This window comes from Pseudomonas sp. UF-293 (assembly GCF_058245595.1).
The window spans coordinates 1-13,411 of sequence record NZ_JBSICA010000026.1 but is presented as its reverse complement, the minus strand read 5'-3'; the positions used below and the strand labels follow the sequence as shown (position 1 = coordinate 13,411).

15 protein-coding genes are annotated in these 13,411 nt (G+C 59.5%); 10 read left to right on the top strand and 5 right to left on the bottom strand.

Translation table 11 applies throughout. The features are described 5' to 3' along the window. Position 1 precedes the first annotated feature (1 nt). The 4 genes from AC4IHP_RS21990 to AC4IHP_RS21975 all read left to right on the top strand — a co-directional run bounded on the left by AC4IHP_RS21990 (position 2) and on the right by AC4IHP_RS21975 (position 5,296). Positions 2-1,606 (top strand): tetratricopeptide repeat-containing response regulator, encoded by a 1,605-nt coding sequence (locus tag AC4IHP_RS21990; RefSeq protein WP_042607193.1) that lies wholly within the window; start codon positions 2-4, stop codon positions 1,604-1,606. Next, on the top strand, positions 1,603-2,295 hold the full coding sequence (locus AC4IHP_RS21985; RefSeq protein WP_490832739.1) for a sensor histidine kinase: 693 nt from the start codon (positions 1,603-1,605) through the stop codon (positions 2,293-2,295). The genes AC4IHP_RS21990 and AC4IHP_RS21985 overlap by 4 nt, the downstream gene beginning before the upstream one ends. 307 nt (positions 2,296-2,602) lie before the next feature. After that, positions 2,603-3,844 (top strand): glutamine synthetase family protein, encoded by a 1,242-nt coding sequence (locus AC4IHP_RS21980; RefSeq protein WP_490832761.1) that lies wholly within the window; start codon positions 2,603-2,605, stop codon positions 3,842-3,844. Between the two features lie 69 nt (positions 3,845-3,913). Continuing rightward, positions 3,914-5,296 (top strand): MFS transporter, encoded by a 1,383-nt coding sequence (locus AC4IHP_RS21975; protein ID WP_490832738.1) that lies wholly within the window; start codon positions 3,914-3,916, stop codon positions 5,294-5,296. Positions 5,297-5,369: 73 nt separating this feature from the next. On the opposite strand, the gene AC4IHP_RS21970 is transcribed toward AC4IHP_RS21975, so the two are convergent. From AC4IHP_RS21970 to flgA, 4 genes are all read right to left on the bottom strand, one after another. Continuing rightward, complete coding sequence (locus AC4IHP_RS21970) at positions 5,370-6,116, bottom strand: flagellar brake protein (RefSeq protein ID WP_041479276.1); 747 nt, start codon at positions 6,114-6,116, stop codon at positions 5,370-5,372. Between the two features lie 89 nt (positions 6,117-6,205). Beyond that, positions 6,206-6,673 (bottom strand): flagella synthesis protein FlgN, encoded by a 468-nt coding sequence (locus tag AC4IHP_RS21965; protein ID WP_041479278.1) that lies wholly within the window; start codon positions 6,671-6,673, stop codon positions 6,206-6,208. Positions 6,674-6,721: 48 nt separating this feature from the next. After that, positions 6,722-7,048, bottom strand: coding sequence for a flagellar biosynthesis anti-sigma factor FlgM (gene flgM / locus AC4IHP_RS21960; RefSeq protein WP_016773609.1), 327 nt, complete (start codon positions 7,046-7,048; stop codon positions 6,722-6,724). Between the two features lie 162 nt (positions 7,049-7,210). Then, positions 7,211-7,972 (bottom strand): flagellar basal body P-ring formation chaperone FlgA, encoded by a 762-nt coding sequence (gene flgA, locus AC4IHP_RS21955; protein WP_490832760.1) that lies wholly within the window; start codon positions 7,970-7,972, stop codon positions 7,211-7,213. Positions 7,973-8,054: 82 nt separating this feature from the next. Between flgA and AC4IHP_RS21950 the strand changes: the two genes are divergently transcribed. Both AC4IHP_RS21950 and cheR read left to right on the top strand, forming a co-directional pair. Beyond that, on the top strand, positions 8,055-8,987 hold the full coding sequence (locus tag AC4IHP_RS21950; RefSeq protein ID WP_016773611.1) for a chemotaxis protein CheV: 933 nt from the start codon (positions 8,055-8,057) through the stop codon (positions 8,985-8,987). A gap of 46 nt (positions 8,988-9,033) precedes the next feature. Further along, the gene (gene cheR, locus AC4IHP_RS21945) at positions 9,034-9,861 is read left to right on the top strand and encodes a protein-glutamate O-methyltransferase CheR (RefSeq protein ID WP_460120836.1); all 828 of its coding nucleotides are present in this window, start codon (positions 9,034-9,036) and stop codon (positions 9,859-9,861) included. A 51-nt stretch (positions 9,862-9,912) separates the two neighbouring features. Here the strand turns inward: cheR and AC4IHP_RS21940 are convergent, their stop codons facing one another. Beyond that, the gene (locus AC4IHP_RS21940) at positions 9,913-10,185 is read right to left on the bottom strand and encodes a hypothetical protein (protein ID WP_490832737.1); all 273 of its coding nucleotides are present in this window, start codon (positions 10,183-10,185) and stop codon (positions 9,913-9,915) included. Positions 10,186-10,200: 15 nt separating this feature from the next. Between AC4IHP_RS21940 and flgB the strand changes: the two genes are divergently transcribed. The 4 genes from flgB to flgE are packed head-to-tail and all read left to right on the top strand — an operon-like array spanning position 10,201 to position 13,165. Further along, positions 10,201-10,611, top strand: coding sequence for a flagellar basal body rod protein FlgB (gene flgB, locus AC4IHP_RS21935; RefSeq protein WP_016773613.1), 411 nt, complete (start codon positions 10,201-10,203; stop codon positions 10,609-10,611). Between the two features lie 3 nt (positions 10,612-10,614). Next, positions 10,615-11,058 carry a flagellar basal body rod protein FlgC gene (gene flgC, locus AC4IHP_RS21930; RefSeq protein ID WP_016773614.1) on the top strand — a complete coding sequence of 148 codons (444 nt, stop codon included), beginning with the start codon at positions 10,615-10,617 and terminating at the stop codon, positions 11,056-11,058. Positions 11,059-11,073: 15 nt separating this feature from the next. Further along, on the top strand, positions 11,074-11,799 hold the full coding sequence (gene flgD, locus AC4IHP_RS21925) for a flagellar hook assembly protein FlgD (protein WP_460120834.1): 726 nt from the start codon (positions 11,074-11,076) through the stop codon (positions 11,797-11,799). A gap of 31 nt (positions 11,800-11,830) precedes the next feature. Next, the gene (flgE, locus tag AC4IHP_RS21920; RefSeq protein ID WP_056788088.1) at positions 11,831-13,165 is read left to right on the top strand and encodes a flagellar hook protein FlgE; all 1,335 of its coding nucleotides are present in this window, start codon (positions 11,831-11,833) and stop codon (positions 13,163-13,165) included. The last annotated feature ends 246 nt before the right edge of the window (positions 13,166-13,411 follow it).

Sequence of the window (13,411 nt, the reverse complement as noted above, 5' to 3'; positions counted from 1 at the left end):
GATGTCGTCGTATCACCAAAAAAGCTTTCTGATCGTCGATGATTTTTCCGATTTCCGCAGTTCCGTGCGTTCGATGTTGCGTGAGCTCGGCGTCAAGGATGTCGATACTGCCGACACTGGCGAGCAGGCGCTGAAGATGTGCTCGCAGAAGTCCTACGATTTCATTCTTCAGGACTTCCATCTCGGCGACGGCAAGAAGAACGGCCAGCAGGTGCTCGAAGACCTGATGTCGGAAAAGCTCATCAGCCACGAAGCCGTTTTCGTCATGGTCACCGCCGAGACCAGTCAGGCGATGGTGCTCAGTGCGCTGGAGCACGAGCCGGATGCCTACCTGACCAAGCCGTTCAACCGTTCCGGACTGGCCCAGCGTCTTGAGCGTCTGGAGCAACGCAAGACGTTGCTCAAACCGATTCTGCAGGCCCTCGATCGCGGTAAACCGGTCGAGGTGCTCAATGCCTGTATCGCCCTGTGCAAACAGGACATCCGCTATTCGCCGCTGTGCCTGCGTTACCGCGCCGATGCGCTGCGCGACATGAACCAGAACGAAGCGCTGGAGCGACTCTACGACGGCATCATTGCCGACCGCCCGTTGCCGTGGGCCTTCGCCGGATTGGGCAAGTTGCTGTTCAAACGCGGGCAGGTAACGCAGGCCAAAGAAGTTTATGAAAAAGCCCTGAAAGTCTTCCCGATGATGCCGGCGCTGTATGACGGCATGGCCGATGTGCTGGTGGCCGAAGGCGACAGCAAAGGCGCGCAGCGGGTGCTGGAAGAAGCGATTCGTCTGTCGCCGCTGGCGGTGCGCCGTCAGGCTCTGCTGGGCAAACTGGCGATGGCCAACGAAGATTTCGAAACCGCCTCGCGTGCTTATCGTCAGGCCGTGGCGCAGGGCGCGCAGTCGCGTTTCAAGGACCCGGAAAGCAATCTCGGCCTGGCGCACGCGCTGATCAGCAAGGGCAGCGATCGCGGCCTGGACACGCGCACGCGGCTGGAGATCAACACTACGCTCAGTGCCGTGGCCAAGGAGAACCCGAGCGATCCCGGCCTGCAAATTCGCGCGCGGCTGATGAAGGCCACCAGCCTGTTGCTCAACGACGCTGAAACCGCCGACAAGCTCACCGAACAGGCGCTGATGCGCCTCGATGGCATGGAACAATTCATGAGCCCCGAGGCGGCATTGCTGGTGGCCAAGCAGTTGCAGATGCTCGGTCAGGCCGAGGCGGGCACTTCGATGCTCAAGAGCTGCGCGGAGATTTACGGTGATGACCCGGCCGTGATGAAAGACATTGCCAAGCTCACCGACGATCCGACGATTCTCAGTTCGAGTAACGCTGCGGCCGATCTCAACCGCCAGGGCGTGCGCGTGTACAAGACCGGCAATCTGGTCGAGGCCCGCGAGGTGTTCCGCAAGGCGCTCAAGCTGCAACCGAAAAACATCAGTATTGCGCTGAACCTGGCCCAGTCGCTGCTGCACGGCACCGACACCAGTGTGCCGTCGGCGGAGCTGGAAGAATGTCGGGCCTGCCTGAAACTGGTGGGCCTGATGCCCGACACCGACGCGCGGTTTGCGCGTTATCAGAAGCTGAAAAGCAAGGCGTTTGGCGAATGAGCCCAATTGATCCGGCGCTGGATTTTTCCACGGTGATTGCCTCCACCGTTCACGACATGAAGAACTCCCTGGCCATGCTGATGCAGGCGCACAGCCAATGGCTGGCGCGTCTGCCGAAAGAGCTGCGCGACGGCTCGGAACAGGGCGTGATCGACTTCGAATTCGCCCACCTCAACGGCATGCTGGTGCAGTTGCTCGGGCTGTACAAACTCGGCGTCAACCAGTTGCCGCTACAGCCGGCCTATCACGAACTCGACGATTTCATCGAGGCGCAACTGGCCGCGCATCAGGAAGTGTTCGCCAGTCGCGGCATCATCGCCACTTATGAAGTCGATCCGTTGAGCCCGCTGGGTTTCTTTGATCGCGAGCTGATCGCTTCGGTGCTCGGCAACTGCATCAACAATGCGATCCGTTACGCCCGCGAGTCGCTGCTGATTACCGTCAGCGATGAAGCCGGGCAATTGGTGCTGAGCATCAATGACGATGGCGACGGCTATCCGGCAGAGATGCTCGAGCGTCAGGCCGATTATGTCCAGGGCATCAATCACAGCAGCGGCAGCACCGGGCTGGGTCTGTATTTCGCCAATCGCATCGCCGCGCTGCACCAGCGCAACGGCGTGGAAGGGCGCACCGAAATCAGCAATGGCGGGCCGTTGGGTGGTGGGGTGTTCAGCCTCTACTTGCCCTGAGGTCTGGTGTAGGAGCTGCCGAAGGCTGCGATCTTTTGATTTTAAAAAGCAAGATCAAAAGATCGCAGCCTCGTTGCACTCGTCAGCTCCTACGGCTCCTGCACAAGATCGGGATTTTTGTGGGCGCTGCTTGATATTCCGAACAGCCGCAGCCTATTTTGTCCGGGTCGCCGTTCGCGGCTCGCACAACAACAAGGATTGCGTCATGACAACCGATGGCCAGGGTTCACTCGCGCAGCGATTGACCGGCATTGATGAGATTGAATGTGTCACCCCGGATCTGAACGGTGTGCCACGGGGCAAGGTGATGACCGCCGAGGGTTTTCTCGAGGGGCGGCGTTTGCAGTTGGCGCGGGGTGTGCTGCTGCAATGCATCATGGGCGGCTATCCGCCGGCGCGGTTCTACGGCAGCGATGACGGCGATCTGGCGCTGGTCGCCGATCCTGCGCAGATTCACCGTTTGCCCTGGAGCGACGAGCCGCGCGCCATGGCGATTTGCGACGCCGACGAACTGAGCGGGGAGAGCTCCAGCCTCTCGACCCGTGGCCAGCTCAAAGCGGTCATCGCCCGTTACGCCGCGCACGGTCTGGCGCCGGTGGTGGCGACCGAACTGGAATTTTTTGTCTTCGCACCCAATACCGATCCGACTCAGCCGTTCCGTCCGCCGGTTGGCCTCGACGGCCGCCGCGAGGATGGCCAGTCGGCGTTCAGCGTCAGTTCCAACAACGGTCTGCGGCCGTTCTTCAGCGAAGTGTATAAATGCATGGCGGCCCTCGGCCTGCCGCGCGACACCTTCATGCATGAAATGGGCGTCAGCCAGTTCGAGATCAATCTGCTGCACGGCGACCCGCTGCTGCTGGCCGATCAGACGTTCTTGTTCAAGCACCTGCTCAAAGAGGTCGCGCTCAAGCATGGCCTGAGCGTGGTGTGCATGGCCAAACCGCTGGCGCACACACCGGGCAGTTCGATGCATATTCACCAGAGCATCGTTGAAATCGGCAGCGGCAAGAATGTCTTTACTGACTCGAACGGCGAGCCGACGTCGATGTTCCGCCACTTCATCGGCGGGCAACAGGCAGGCCTCGCCGATTTCACCGCACTGTTTGCGCCCAACGTGAATTCCTATCAGCGCCTGTGTCATCCGTACGCGTCGCCGAACAATGCCTGCTGGTCCCATGACAATCGCGCCGCCGGCTTGCGTATTCCCGCCAGCTCGCCGGTCGCACGTCGGGTCGAAAATCGTCTGCCGGGCGCCGACGCCAATCCGTATCTGGCGATCGCCGCCAGTCTGGCTGCGGGTTTGCATGGCATCGAGCAGGAACTGGAGCCGAGCGCGGCAATCCAGGGTGAATTCACCGTGCCGGATAATCTGGCCTTGCCGTGTACCTTGCACGCCGCGCTTGAGCGTCTGAAACGTAGCCAGTTGGCGAGGGAACTGTTCGGGTCGGAGTTCATCGAAGGCTACATCGCTTCGAAGACCATGGAGTTGACCAGCTTCTTTGATGAAATCACTCCCTGGGAGCGCCGTGTGCTGGCCGCCCAGGCCTGACGTATCGCTGCTGCCGGGCAGTCGTTCTGACTGCTCGGTATTTACTGCAAGGAGCCGCTCGGAACGCCGATGCGCCAAATCTGGAAATCCTTTCGAGCGCTGTATTTCGCCTCGCTGATGATGTTGATCGGCTCAGGCCTTCTTTCTACTTATCTGGCTTTGCGTCTGGCCGCCGACAACGTCGACGGGCTGTGGGTCGGTGCGCTGATGGCGGCCAACTATTTCGGTCTGGTGCTGGGCGGCAAGATCGGCCATCGCCTGATTGCCCGAGTCGGGCATATCCGTGCGTACTCGGCGTGTGCCGGGATCGTCGGCGCGGCGGTGCTCGGCCATGGTCTGGTGGACTGGCTGCCGGCGTGGCTGGTGCTGCGGACCATCGTCGGTCTCGGCATGATGTGTCAGTACATGGTCATCGAGAGCTGGCTCAACGAGCAGGCCGATGCCAATCAGCGCGGCCTGGTGTTCAGCGGTTACATGATCGCCTCGTATTTGGGCCTGGTGCTGGGCCAGCTGATTCTGGTCATGCACCCCGGCCTCGGTCTGGAACTGCTGATGCTGGTGGCGCTGTGCTTTGCCCTGTGTCTGGTGCCGGTAACGTTGACCCGACGGATTCACCCGGCGCCTCTGCACCCCGCGCCGATGGAGCCGCGCTTCTTCATCAAACGCGTGCCGCAATCGCTGAGCACGGTGCTCGGCGCCGGTCTGATCATCGGTTCGTTCTACGGTCTGGCGCCGCTGTATGCCTCGCAGCAGGGGCTGTCGACCGAGCAGGTCGGTCTGTTCATGGGTAGCTGCATTTTTGCCGGTTTGCTGGTGCAGTGGCCGTTGGGCTGGTTGTCCGACCGTTATGACCGTGCGCTGCTGATTCGCTGCTTTGCCGGGTTTCTGGCGGTGGCGGCGTTGCCGTTGGCGATCATGCCGCAGGTGCCGCTGGAGGTGCTGTTCGTCGTCGGCTTCTTCTGTTCGCTGGTGCAATTCTGCCTGTATCCGCTGGCGGTGGCGTTTTCCAACGACCACGTCGAAGGCGATCGCCGGGTGTCGCTGACCGCCATGTTGCTGGTGACTTACGGCGTCGGCGCGAGCATCGGGCCGCTGCTGGCGGGCGTGCTGATGAAGTTTCTCGGCAGTCAGAGCCTGTATGCGTTCTTCAGTTTCTTCGCGCTGGTGCTGGTCTGGCGGATTCGTCCGAAAGCGGTCACCAACCTGCACCAGGTCGACGACGCACCGCTGCATCACGTGGCAATGCCGGACAGCATGTCGAGCTCGCCGCTGGTGGCGGCGCTTGACCCGCGTGTCGATGAGCAGGTGGTGCAGGAGCAGATGGTCCAGGACCCGGCGCCGAGCAATCCCGAACCGGAGCCCGAAGCTCAGCCGGAAGCGGTCGTTGAAACCGAACCGGACAGCGGCGATGACGACAAGCCTGCGCCGGATATCAGTGGCGGCAGGCCCTGAGCCGAAGATAAACGTCCGCGCATGAAAAAGGGCAGTCCCGCACAGGACTGCCCTTTTTATTGATCGCTGCGACTCAGAGATCGTCTTTGTCGAAACGCCGTGCTTCACGTTGCAACTGGTAAACAAAACGCTCGACGTTACGCGCAGCCTGGCCACTGATGTTGTGGAAGCGCAGCCCGGCGAAGGTGATGTTGAGTTTTTCTTCGAAATGCAGATAGCGCAGTTCGACCGATGTTGGCTGGTTGCCGAACAGCGGCGGGGCGATCAGGCGATCGTAGACCTGGCCCAGTTGCAGGCGATCAGTGATGTCGCCTTCGAAGCGGAACTTGCAGCCAGTGGCGGAGATATCCAGCAGCTTGCCGTGCAGAGGAACCTTGAGCTTTTCGCCGCCCAGTTCAACGCTGACCAGGTCGGTGAGTTTCAACGCAGCGCGGAAGGCGTTGCGGCGCTGGTGGTAGACCACTTCGCTCGGCAGGTCGCCGGTGTAGAAACGGTCGCCGTCGGATTCTTCGATGTTCAGCGTGCCGTTGCATTCCCAGGCGATGCGCACGCCGTCGTGAAAGCCTTCGACCTTGAACGGTTCGCCAGCCTGGAGGAAGCGCTCGCCATCGCGCGGGATCATTTCGTCCAGTGCGATCGTTGCGGTTTCGCGGTCGACCTTGATCAGGTAACTCTGAAAGCGCTGGCTACGTTCATGGAAAGTGATGATCAGCGGATCGTGGCTGTCTTGCAGCTGGCGCAGGTTGCTGGAGATTTCCAGTGGCGTGGTGAGCACCTTCGGAGGCTGCGGAGCATCATCCGCGCTTAGGGTGTTGGACACGGTTCTTCAATCTCCAGACAAAATAAGACGACTGGCCAGTATTTTGCCAGCATGTTGCGCAAGTGGATAGTGCAGGGCCAGCGAATGGCTCATGCCTGGCTGAGCGTTCGCGGCTTGACCGGTTTGGCAAAGGTCCCGCTGGCGTCGTACAGCGCTGGCGGCTCACCACCGGTGAGGATCTTCAGCTGATTGGCGGTGGTCGCCTGCTGGATCTGGATCGACTGGCCGTTCTTGACGTTGGCAGCCTGGCATTGGGCGATCAGCGCGGTCAGGGCATCACCCTGAGTCAGCAACTGGTCGCCAATGCTCGACTGGCTGGCCAGTTGCTCAAGACCTGTGCGATCGGTCGGCAGGTTGAGGCTGGCGAGGATTTCGCTGCGCTTGCGGCCATGCTGCTCGAGCAGAATGATCAACGCTTGCTTGGTCGCCAGAATTTCTTCCAGCAACGGCATGTCACGACCATGCAAAGCGAGGGATTCGGTTTGCAATAACTCCAGCAATTGTTGCGCTGGAGCAAAGTCGTCGTTGATCAGTTGCAATAAGTTAGTGTCGTGCATGGCTGGCCTTGGGGTTTAAGCGTCCAAAAGCCTGGCGCCGGCAAAAGCCTAGCGCTGGGCTTCGAAGTTGAGCAGTTTGCTGGCTACACGGTTGCTGTCGACTTTATAGCTGCCATCGGCAATCGCGGCTTTCAACTCGGCCACACGGGCTTTGTCGACAGCAGGCTGATCGCGCAGCTTGTCAGTGACCTTCTGCAACTGTTGAGCCTCATTGCTGAGGTGTACCGACTCCCCGCTTTTGGCGACATTGGCCTGTTCGGCCTGGGTATTCAGCGGCGCGGAGGGGCTGTTTTCAGCGCTTTCCTTGGCGTTGCTGGTACGTGTGCTGCCGGTTAGTGACGAGGAACTGTTCAATCGGTTGAAATCGATAACCATGATAAAAAACCTCTGGGAATTTGGACGCTTGCCATGTTTTCGGCTATCCCCTGAAAAACTTTAGGCCCAATCAACCATAAGCTTGCATGCGCCGTTGCGAGACCTGCTGCGGCACAGTTTAGGGAAGCGACGGGGTCGGCGCCAGTTTTCTCCTCGAGGCTTTTACATGGCTACTTCGACCTGTCCCGGCGCGATCACCTGCGCCTTGATAACTCTTTGAGAATTAAGGTTTTTTACTCGAATCTGTTCTTTCATGCCGCCATTGGAGAGCGCTTCGCCCGGCATGCGTACGGCAAGGGTGCCACTGCGCGCAGTGATCACCACTTGGTCACCCTTGCGCACGACTTCGGCCTGTTCCAGATGCACCAGTGTGATGACCTGATCGGCGACCGTTGGTCGGGTAAGTTTCTGCCCGATCGCTTCGTCGACGGAGGTCAGGAAACCCTGATTGATCGTGCTGACATCGCGCTCGCGCAAAGTCACATCCTGCGGCTCGATAATGCCGGCGCGTTTCAGCGGACGAGTGGTCGTTACGATCTCGCGAAACAGGCGGACTTGAGCGGGTACGAACACCGTCCAGGGCGAACTGCCTTCGCAGCGAACCTTCACCGTAACGCGGCCCAGCGGGCGTGCCGGGCTCTCCAGAGTCGCTGTCAATTCCTTGTCGCAGATGGGCATGCGCATGCGCGGGTCGAGCTGGTTGACTTCGATTTCGTAGCGGCCTTCGGTTTGACTGGAAGCCAAATAGTCTTCTACGGTGAATTCAAGAAAGCCCTGAGTCACGCCGATAAGCATATCAGGCAAGGTAACCGCATCTGCATTGGCAGGACTGCCAGCAAGCGAGCAGCAAACGGCGGCCACCGCGCAAAGCCCTTTGCGAAGGGTAGAGGTCAGGCGTCGGGAAAATGTCGTTTGAGCGTTCATACGAGTTAAAAAGCAAGCGCCGTGCCGTTTAGCAATGAATGTGCGTCGCAACAACACTTGGCGTTGATGTAGGAGTCTGGGCATGGCTGGTGTAATGGATTCGGTGAACCAGCGCACGCAACTGGTAGGGCAGAATCGCCTCGAGCTGCTGTTGTTCCGTCTCGACGGGCCGCAGCTCTACGGGATCAACGTGTTCAAGGTACGGGAAGTGTTGCAGTGCCCGTCCCTGACCTTGATGCCCAAATCCAGTCCTGTCGTGTGCGGGGTAGCGAATATACGGGGAGCGACCATTCCGATCCTGGATCTGGCAATGGCAACGGGCTCCGGTGCGTTGAAAGACAAGAACAGCCCGTTCGTGATCATCACGGAGTACAACACCAAGACCCAGGGTTTCCTGGTCCGCTCGGTGGAGCGCATCGTCAACATGAACTGGGAAGAGATCCATCCGCCACCCAAGGGCACCGGTCGCGATCACTACCTGACCGCTGTGACGCGGGTCGACAACCAGTTGGTCGAAATCATCGACGTCGAGAAGGTGCTGGCTGAAGTGGCGCCGACCCCGGAAGCGATTTCGGTGGGCGTGGTCGATGTCGAGACGCAGACCAAGGCGCTGTCGCTGCGGGTACTGACGGTCGATGACTCGTCGGTGGCGCGCAAGCAGGTCACGCGTTGTCTGCAGACCATCGGTGTCGAAGTGGTGGCGCTGAACGACGGCAAGCAGGCGTTGGATTACCTGCGCAAGCTGGTCGACGAGGGCAAGAAGCCGGAAGAAGAGTTTCTGATGATGATTTCCGACATCGAGATGCCGGAGATGGACGGGTACACCCTGACGGCGGAAATCCGCGGCGACGCGCGCATGCAAAAGCTCCATATCATCCTGCATACTTCGTTGTCGGGGGTATTCAATCAGGCGATGGTGAAGAAAGTCGGTGCTGATGACTTTCTGGCCAAATTCCGTCCTGATGACCTCGCATCCCGGGTAGTCGACCGGATCAAAGCTGCAGATATCAGCTAGGGACCTTCTGTCCCTGGCGTTCAACACGATTTAAGAGGCGGCATCATTGTCTACGGGTAATTTGGATTTCGAACAGTTCCGGGTCTTCCTGGAAAAAGCCTGTGGCATTCTGCTCGGTGAAAACAAGCAGTATCTGGTCTCGAGCCGTCTCAACAAACTGATGGAGCAGCAAGGCATCAAGTCCCTGGGTGAGCTGGTACAGCGCATCCAGACCCAGCCGCGCAGCGGTTTGCGCGAGCAGGTGGTCGATGCCATGACGACCAACGAAACCCTGTGGTTTCGCGACACATATCCGTTTGAAGTCTTGAAGAACAAGGTGCTGCCGGAAGCGATCAAGGCCAGCCCCAACCAGCGTCTGCGGATCTGGTCGGCGGCCTGCTCGTCGGGTCAGGAACCGTACTCGCTGTCGATGTCGATCGACGAGTTCGAGCGCAGCAACCTTGGCCAGTTGAAGATGGGCGTGCAGATCGTTGCCACTGATCTGTCGGGGCTGATGCTCAATAACTGCAAGACCGGCGAGTACGACAGCCTGGCGATCGGTCGAGGTTTGTCGCCGGATCGCCTGCAGCGCTACTTCGACCCGAAGGGGCCGGGGCGCTGGGTGGTCAAGGCGCCGATCAAGAGCCGGGTGGAATTCCGCTCCTTTAACCTGCTCGACAGCTACGCAGCGCTGGGCAAGTTCGACATCGTGTTCTGCCGCAACGTGTTGATCTACTTCTCTGCCGAAGTGAAGAAGGACATCCTGTTGCGCATTCACAGCACGTTGAAGCCGGGCGGGTACCTGTTCCTTGGCGCTTCGGAAGCGCTGAACGGTTTGCCGGATCATTACCAGATGGTTCAGTGCAGCCCGGGGATTATCTACAAGGCGAAATAAGCGGTTTGCGGCAATACAAAAAACGGGAGGCCTTCAAAGCCTTCCGTTTTTTTACCTGACACCGCACCCCGTGTAGGAGCTGCCGAAGGCTGCGATCTTTTGATGTTGCTTTTTGAAGACCAAGATCAAAAGATCGCAGCCTTCGGCAGCTCCTACAGGTTCGGTGTTGGCAGGCGACAGCGGCAGAAAAGCGGCATCCGGCGGTAACCGGTTGCCGCTTTTCTGGCATTGCCGCTTTGCCTGTTCGGCGCAAAGCCCCGGAATACGGGGGTTCTTCCATTTGGCACGGCGCTTGCTAAAGCTCAGATACGAAAAACCGGTCACCTGAAGGTTCCCGACATGAGCATCAGCTTCGACAAAGCGCTGGGCATTCACGAAAAGGCATTGGGCTTCCGCGCCCAGCGTGCCGAAGTGCTGGCCAACAACATCGCCAACGCCGACACCCCGAACTACAAGGCGCGGGATCTGGATTTCTCCAAAGTGCTCGAAGCACAGACCGAGAAGACCAAGACCGGCGGCCACTTTGCCCTGAACATGACCAACAGCCGGCACATCGAGGCTGAAGGGCTGGGCAACGGCGACGAGTCGCTGATGTATCGCACGCCGATGCAGCCTTCTATCGACCAGAACACCGTCGACGCTCAACTGGAACAGTCCAACTACGCGGAAAACGCCGTCGGCTTCCAGGCCAGCTTCACCTTGCTCAACAGCAAATTCAAAGGGCTGGTGTCAGCCCTGCGCGGAGAATAATCCATGTCCCTGTCCAGCGTTTTCAACATTGCCGGCAGCGGCATGAGCGCGCAGACCACGCGTCTGAACACCGTGGCCTCGAACATCGCCAACGCCGAAACCGTCTCGTCGAGCATCGACCAGACCTACCGCGCCCGTCACCCGGTGTTCGCCACCATGTTCCAGGGCGGCCAGGCCGGCGGCAGCAACTCGCTGTTCCAGAACCAGGACGCGGCCGGGCAGGGCGTGCAGGTACTCGGCGTTGTCGAAGACCAGAGCAACCTCGAAGCGCGCTACGAGCCGAACCATCCGGCTGCCGACGCCAAGGGCTACGTCTACTACCCGAACGTCAACGTGGTGGAAGAAATGGCTGACATGATTTCCGCGAGCCGGTCGTTCCAGACCAACGCCGAAATGATGAACACCGCCAAAACCATGATGCAGAAGGTACTGACCCTCGGTCAGTAATAAGGGGCGACTGCCATGAGCGTTACGGATACCACCAGCAGCCTGAGCATGAATGACATCCTGGCCAACTCGTCGAAGACGAGTAGCACTACGTCGGGTGGCATTGCTTCGGCGACCAACAGTGCCACCGGCGGTCAAGCGCTGGGCAAGGATGCATTCCTGCAGTTGCTGGTCACCCAGCTGAAAAACCAGAACCCGCTCGACCCGCAGGACAACAGCGCCTTCGTCGCGCAGTTGGCGCAGTTCAGCAGCCTTGAAGGCATCACCACGCTGAACTCCACTGTCAGTGGCCTGGCCGGCAACTACAACTCGTCGCAGGCGCTGCAAGCGTCGTCGCTGGTCGGTCGCAACGTGATCGTGCAGACCAACACCGCGCAGCTCGATGACCCGAGCAAAGGCCTGACCGGTTCGGTCACCGTGCCTTCGTCGATTGCCGGCGGCACCGTGACCATTACCGACAAGGACGGCAAGACCGTGCGCACCATCGACCTGGGCAGCCGCGCTGCCGGCGATGCCAGTTTCACTTGGGACGGCAAGGACACCGCCGGCACCGTGGTTCCGGTCGGCACTTACACGTTCAAGGCCAACGCACCGATCAACGGCACCGCGACCGACCTGGCGACTTACCTGCCAGCGACCGTCAACAGCGTGACGATCAGCCAGACCGGTGGCGAGCTGATGCTCAACCTGGCCGGCAAGGGCACCGTTGCCCTGTCCAAAGTACAAACCATTGGTATATAGAGCCGACTAACCCGGCACGAAGGAGTGGAACATGTCTTTTAACATCGGCCTTAGCGGTCTCTATGCCGCCAACAAACAACTCGACGTAACCGGCAACAACATCGCCAACGTCGCCACCGCCGGTTTCAAATCCTCGCGCGCAGAATTCGAAGACGTCTATTCGTCAACTCGTCTGGGCAGCGGCAGCAAAGTCATCGGTAACGGCGTACGCCTGGCCAACGTTTCCCAGCAGTTCACCCAGGGTGACATCAACAACACTGGCAACGTGCTGGACATGGGCATCAACGGTTCCGGCTTCTTCACCATGAGCAACAACGGCTCGATCTCGTACACCCGTGCCGGTACGTTCAAGGTCGACAACGCCGGTTACATCACCAACACCGACTACACCTCGCGTCTGCAGGGTTACGGTGTGGATGCCAACGGCAAGATCATCAACGGCGTGTTGACCGATCTGAAGATCGACACCTCGAACCTGGCGCCGAAGTCGTCTTCTGCGGTGACCTCGAGCATCAACCTCAATTCGTCTTCGCCAGTGATCGTCGATACCGGCGCCAGCGCCGTGACGTTCGACCCGTCGAAGCCGGAAACGTACACCAAGTCGTTCAGCACACCGATCTATGACACCCAGGGCAACGCCCACGTCATGGACCAGTACATGGTCAAGACTGGCGGGAACACCTGGAAGGTTTACACCCTGGTCGATGGCCGTAACCCGGACGCTACCGGCAGCAACCCTGTGACCACTGCGCCGGTCGCTTCGACATTGTCGTTCGACAGCTCCGGCAAGCTGGTTCAGGTGAGCACGCCTAACCCGGCGGATCCGGCCAACCCGATCATCAGCAGCGATCTGAAAATGACCGGCTGGGTGCCGGGCACTGTGACCAATGGCGTGTTTACGCCTAACGGCGCGGCAGCGAACCCGAATGGCGTGACCATCTCGATGGCCAACACCACGCAGTACAACGCTGATACCTCGCGTACGATCCCGACTCAGGATGGTTACGCCACTGGCCAGATCACTAACCTGACCATCGACGGCACCGGTACGCTGTTCGCCAACTTCAGCAACAACCAGAGCAAGGCGATCGGTCAGGTTGCGCTGGCCAGCTTCACCAACGAACAGGGCTTGCAGGCTGTCGGTGGCACTAGCTGGAAAGAGACTTTCGCTTCGGGCATTCCGGGCTACGACGCGCCGAAGACCGGTACGTTGGGTGAGGTGGTGTCGAACTCGCTGGAAGAGTCGAACGTTAACCTGACCAATGAGCTGGTTGATCTGATCAAGGGTCAGAGCAACTATCAGGCGAACGCCAAGACCATTTCGACGCAGAGCACGATTATGCAGACCATTATTCAGATGACCTGATTCGGGTTTCTGACTGGTTTTTTTGGGCCCCTCGGTTTTGAGGGGCTTTTTTTTGGGCCGTGGCGGCCTTTGGGCCGACCAGGCTGTTGGGGTTTTGGGTGTATATCCGTTTCTGCGGGTGTTGCTGATTACGGTTTCGCCCTTACGGCGACTTACTTTTTTACAAGCGCGGTACGTGTCAAGGTAACTGTCGCCTTGGTCTTGCGGTTGCTAGTCCATTGCGCCCTTAATTTCAGAGCGCTCAGG

What these genes read in the sequence shown, in the direction of transcription:
- AC4IHP_RS21990 (WP_042607193.1), top strand. Translation starts at nt 2, where the DNA reads ATGTCGTCGTATCACCAAAAAAGCTTTCTGATCGTCGATGATTTTTCC.
- AC4IHP_RS21985 (WP_490832739.1), top strand. Translation starts at nt 1,603, where the DNA reads ATGAGCCCAATTGATCCGGCGCTGGATTTTTCCACGGTGATTGCCTCC.
- AC4IHP_RS21980 (WP_490832761.1), top strand. Translation starts at nt 2,603, where the DNA reads ATGACCGCCGAGGGTTTTCTCGAGGGGCGGCGTTTGCAGTTGGCGCGG.
- AC4IHP_RS21975 (WP_490832738.1), top strand. Translation starts at nt 3,914, where the DNA reads ATGCGCCAAATCTGGAAATCCTTTCGAGCGCTGTATTTCGCCTCGCTG.
- AC4IHP_RS21965 (WP_041479278.1), bottom strand. Translation starts at nt 6,673, where the DNA reads ATGCACGACACTAACTTATTGCAACTGATCAACGACGACTTTGCTCCA.
- flgM (WP_016773609.1), bottom strand. Translation starts at nt 7,048, where the DNA reads ATGGTTATCGATTTCAACCGATTGAACAGTTCCTCGTCACTAACCGGC.
- flgA (WP_490832760.1), bottom strand. Translation starts at nt 7,972, where the DNA reads ATGAACGCTCAAACGACATTTTCCCGACGCCTGACCTCTACCCTTCGC.
- AC4IHP_RS21950 (WP_016773611.1), top strand. Translation starts at nt 8,055, where the DNA reads ATGGCTGGTGTAATGGATTCGGTGAACCAGCGCACGCAACTGGTAGGG.
- flgB (WP_016773613.1), top strand. Translation starts at nt 10,201, where the DNA reads ATGAGCATCAGCTTCGACAAAGCGCTGGGCATTCACGAAAAGGCATTG.
- flgC (WP_016773614.1), top strand. Translation starts at nt 10,615, where the DNA reads ATGTCCCTGTCCAGCGTTTTCAACATTGCCGGCAGCGGCATGAGCGCG.
- flgD (WP_460120834.1), top strand. Translation starts at nt 11,074, where the DNA reads ATGAGCGTTACGGATACCACCAGCAGCCTGAGCATGAATGACATCCTG.
- flgE (WP_056788088.1), top strand. Translation starts at nt 11,831, where the DNA reads ATGTCTTTTAACATCGGCCTTAGCGGTCTCTATGCCGCCAACAAACAA.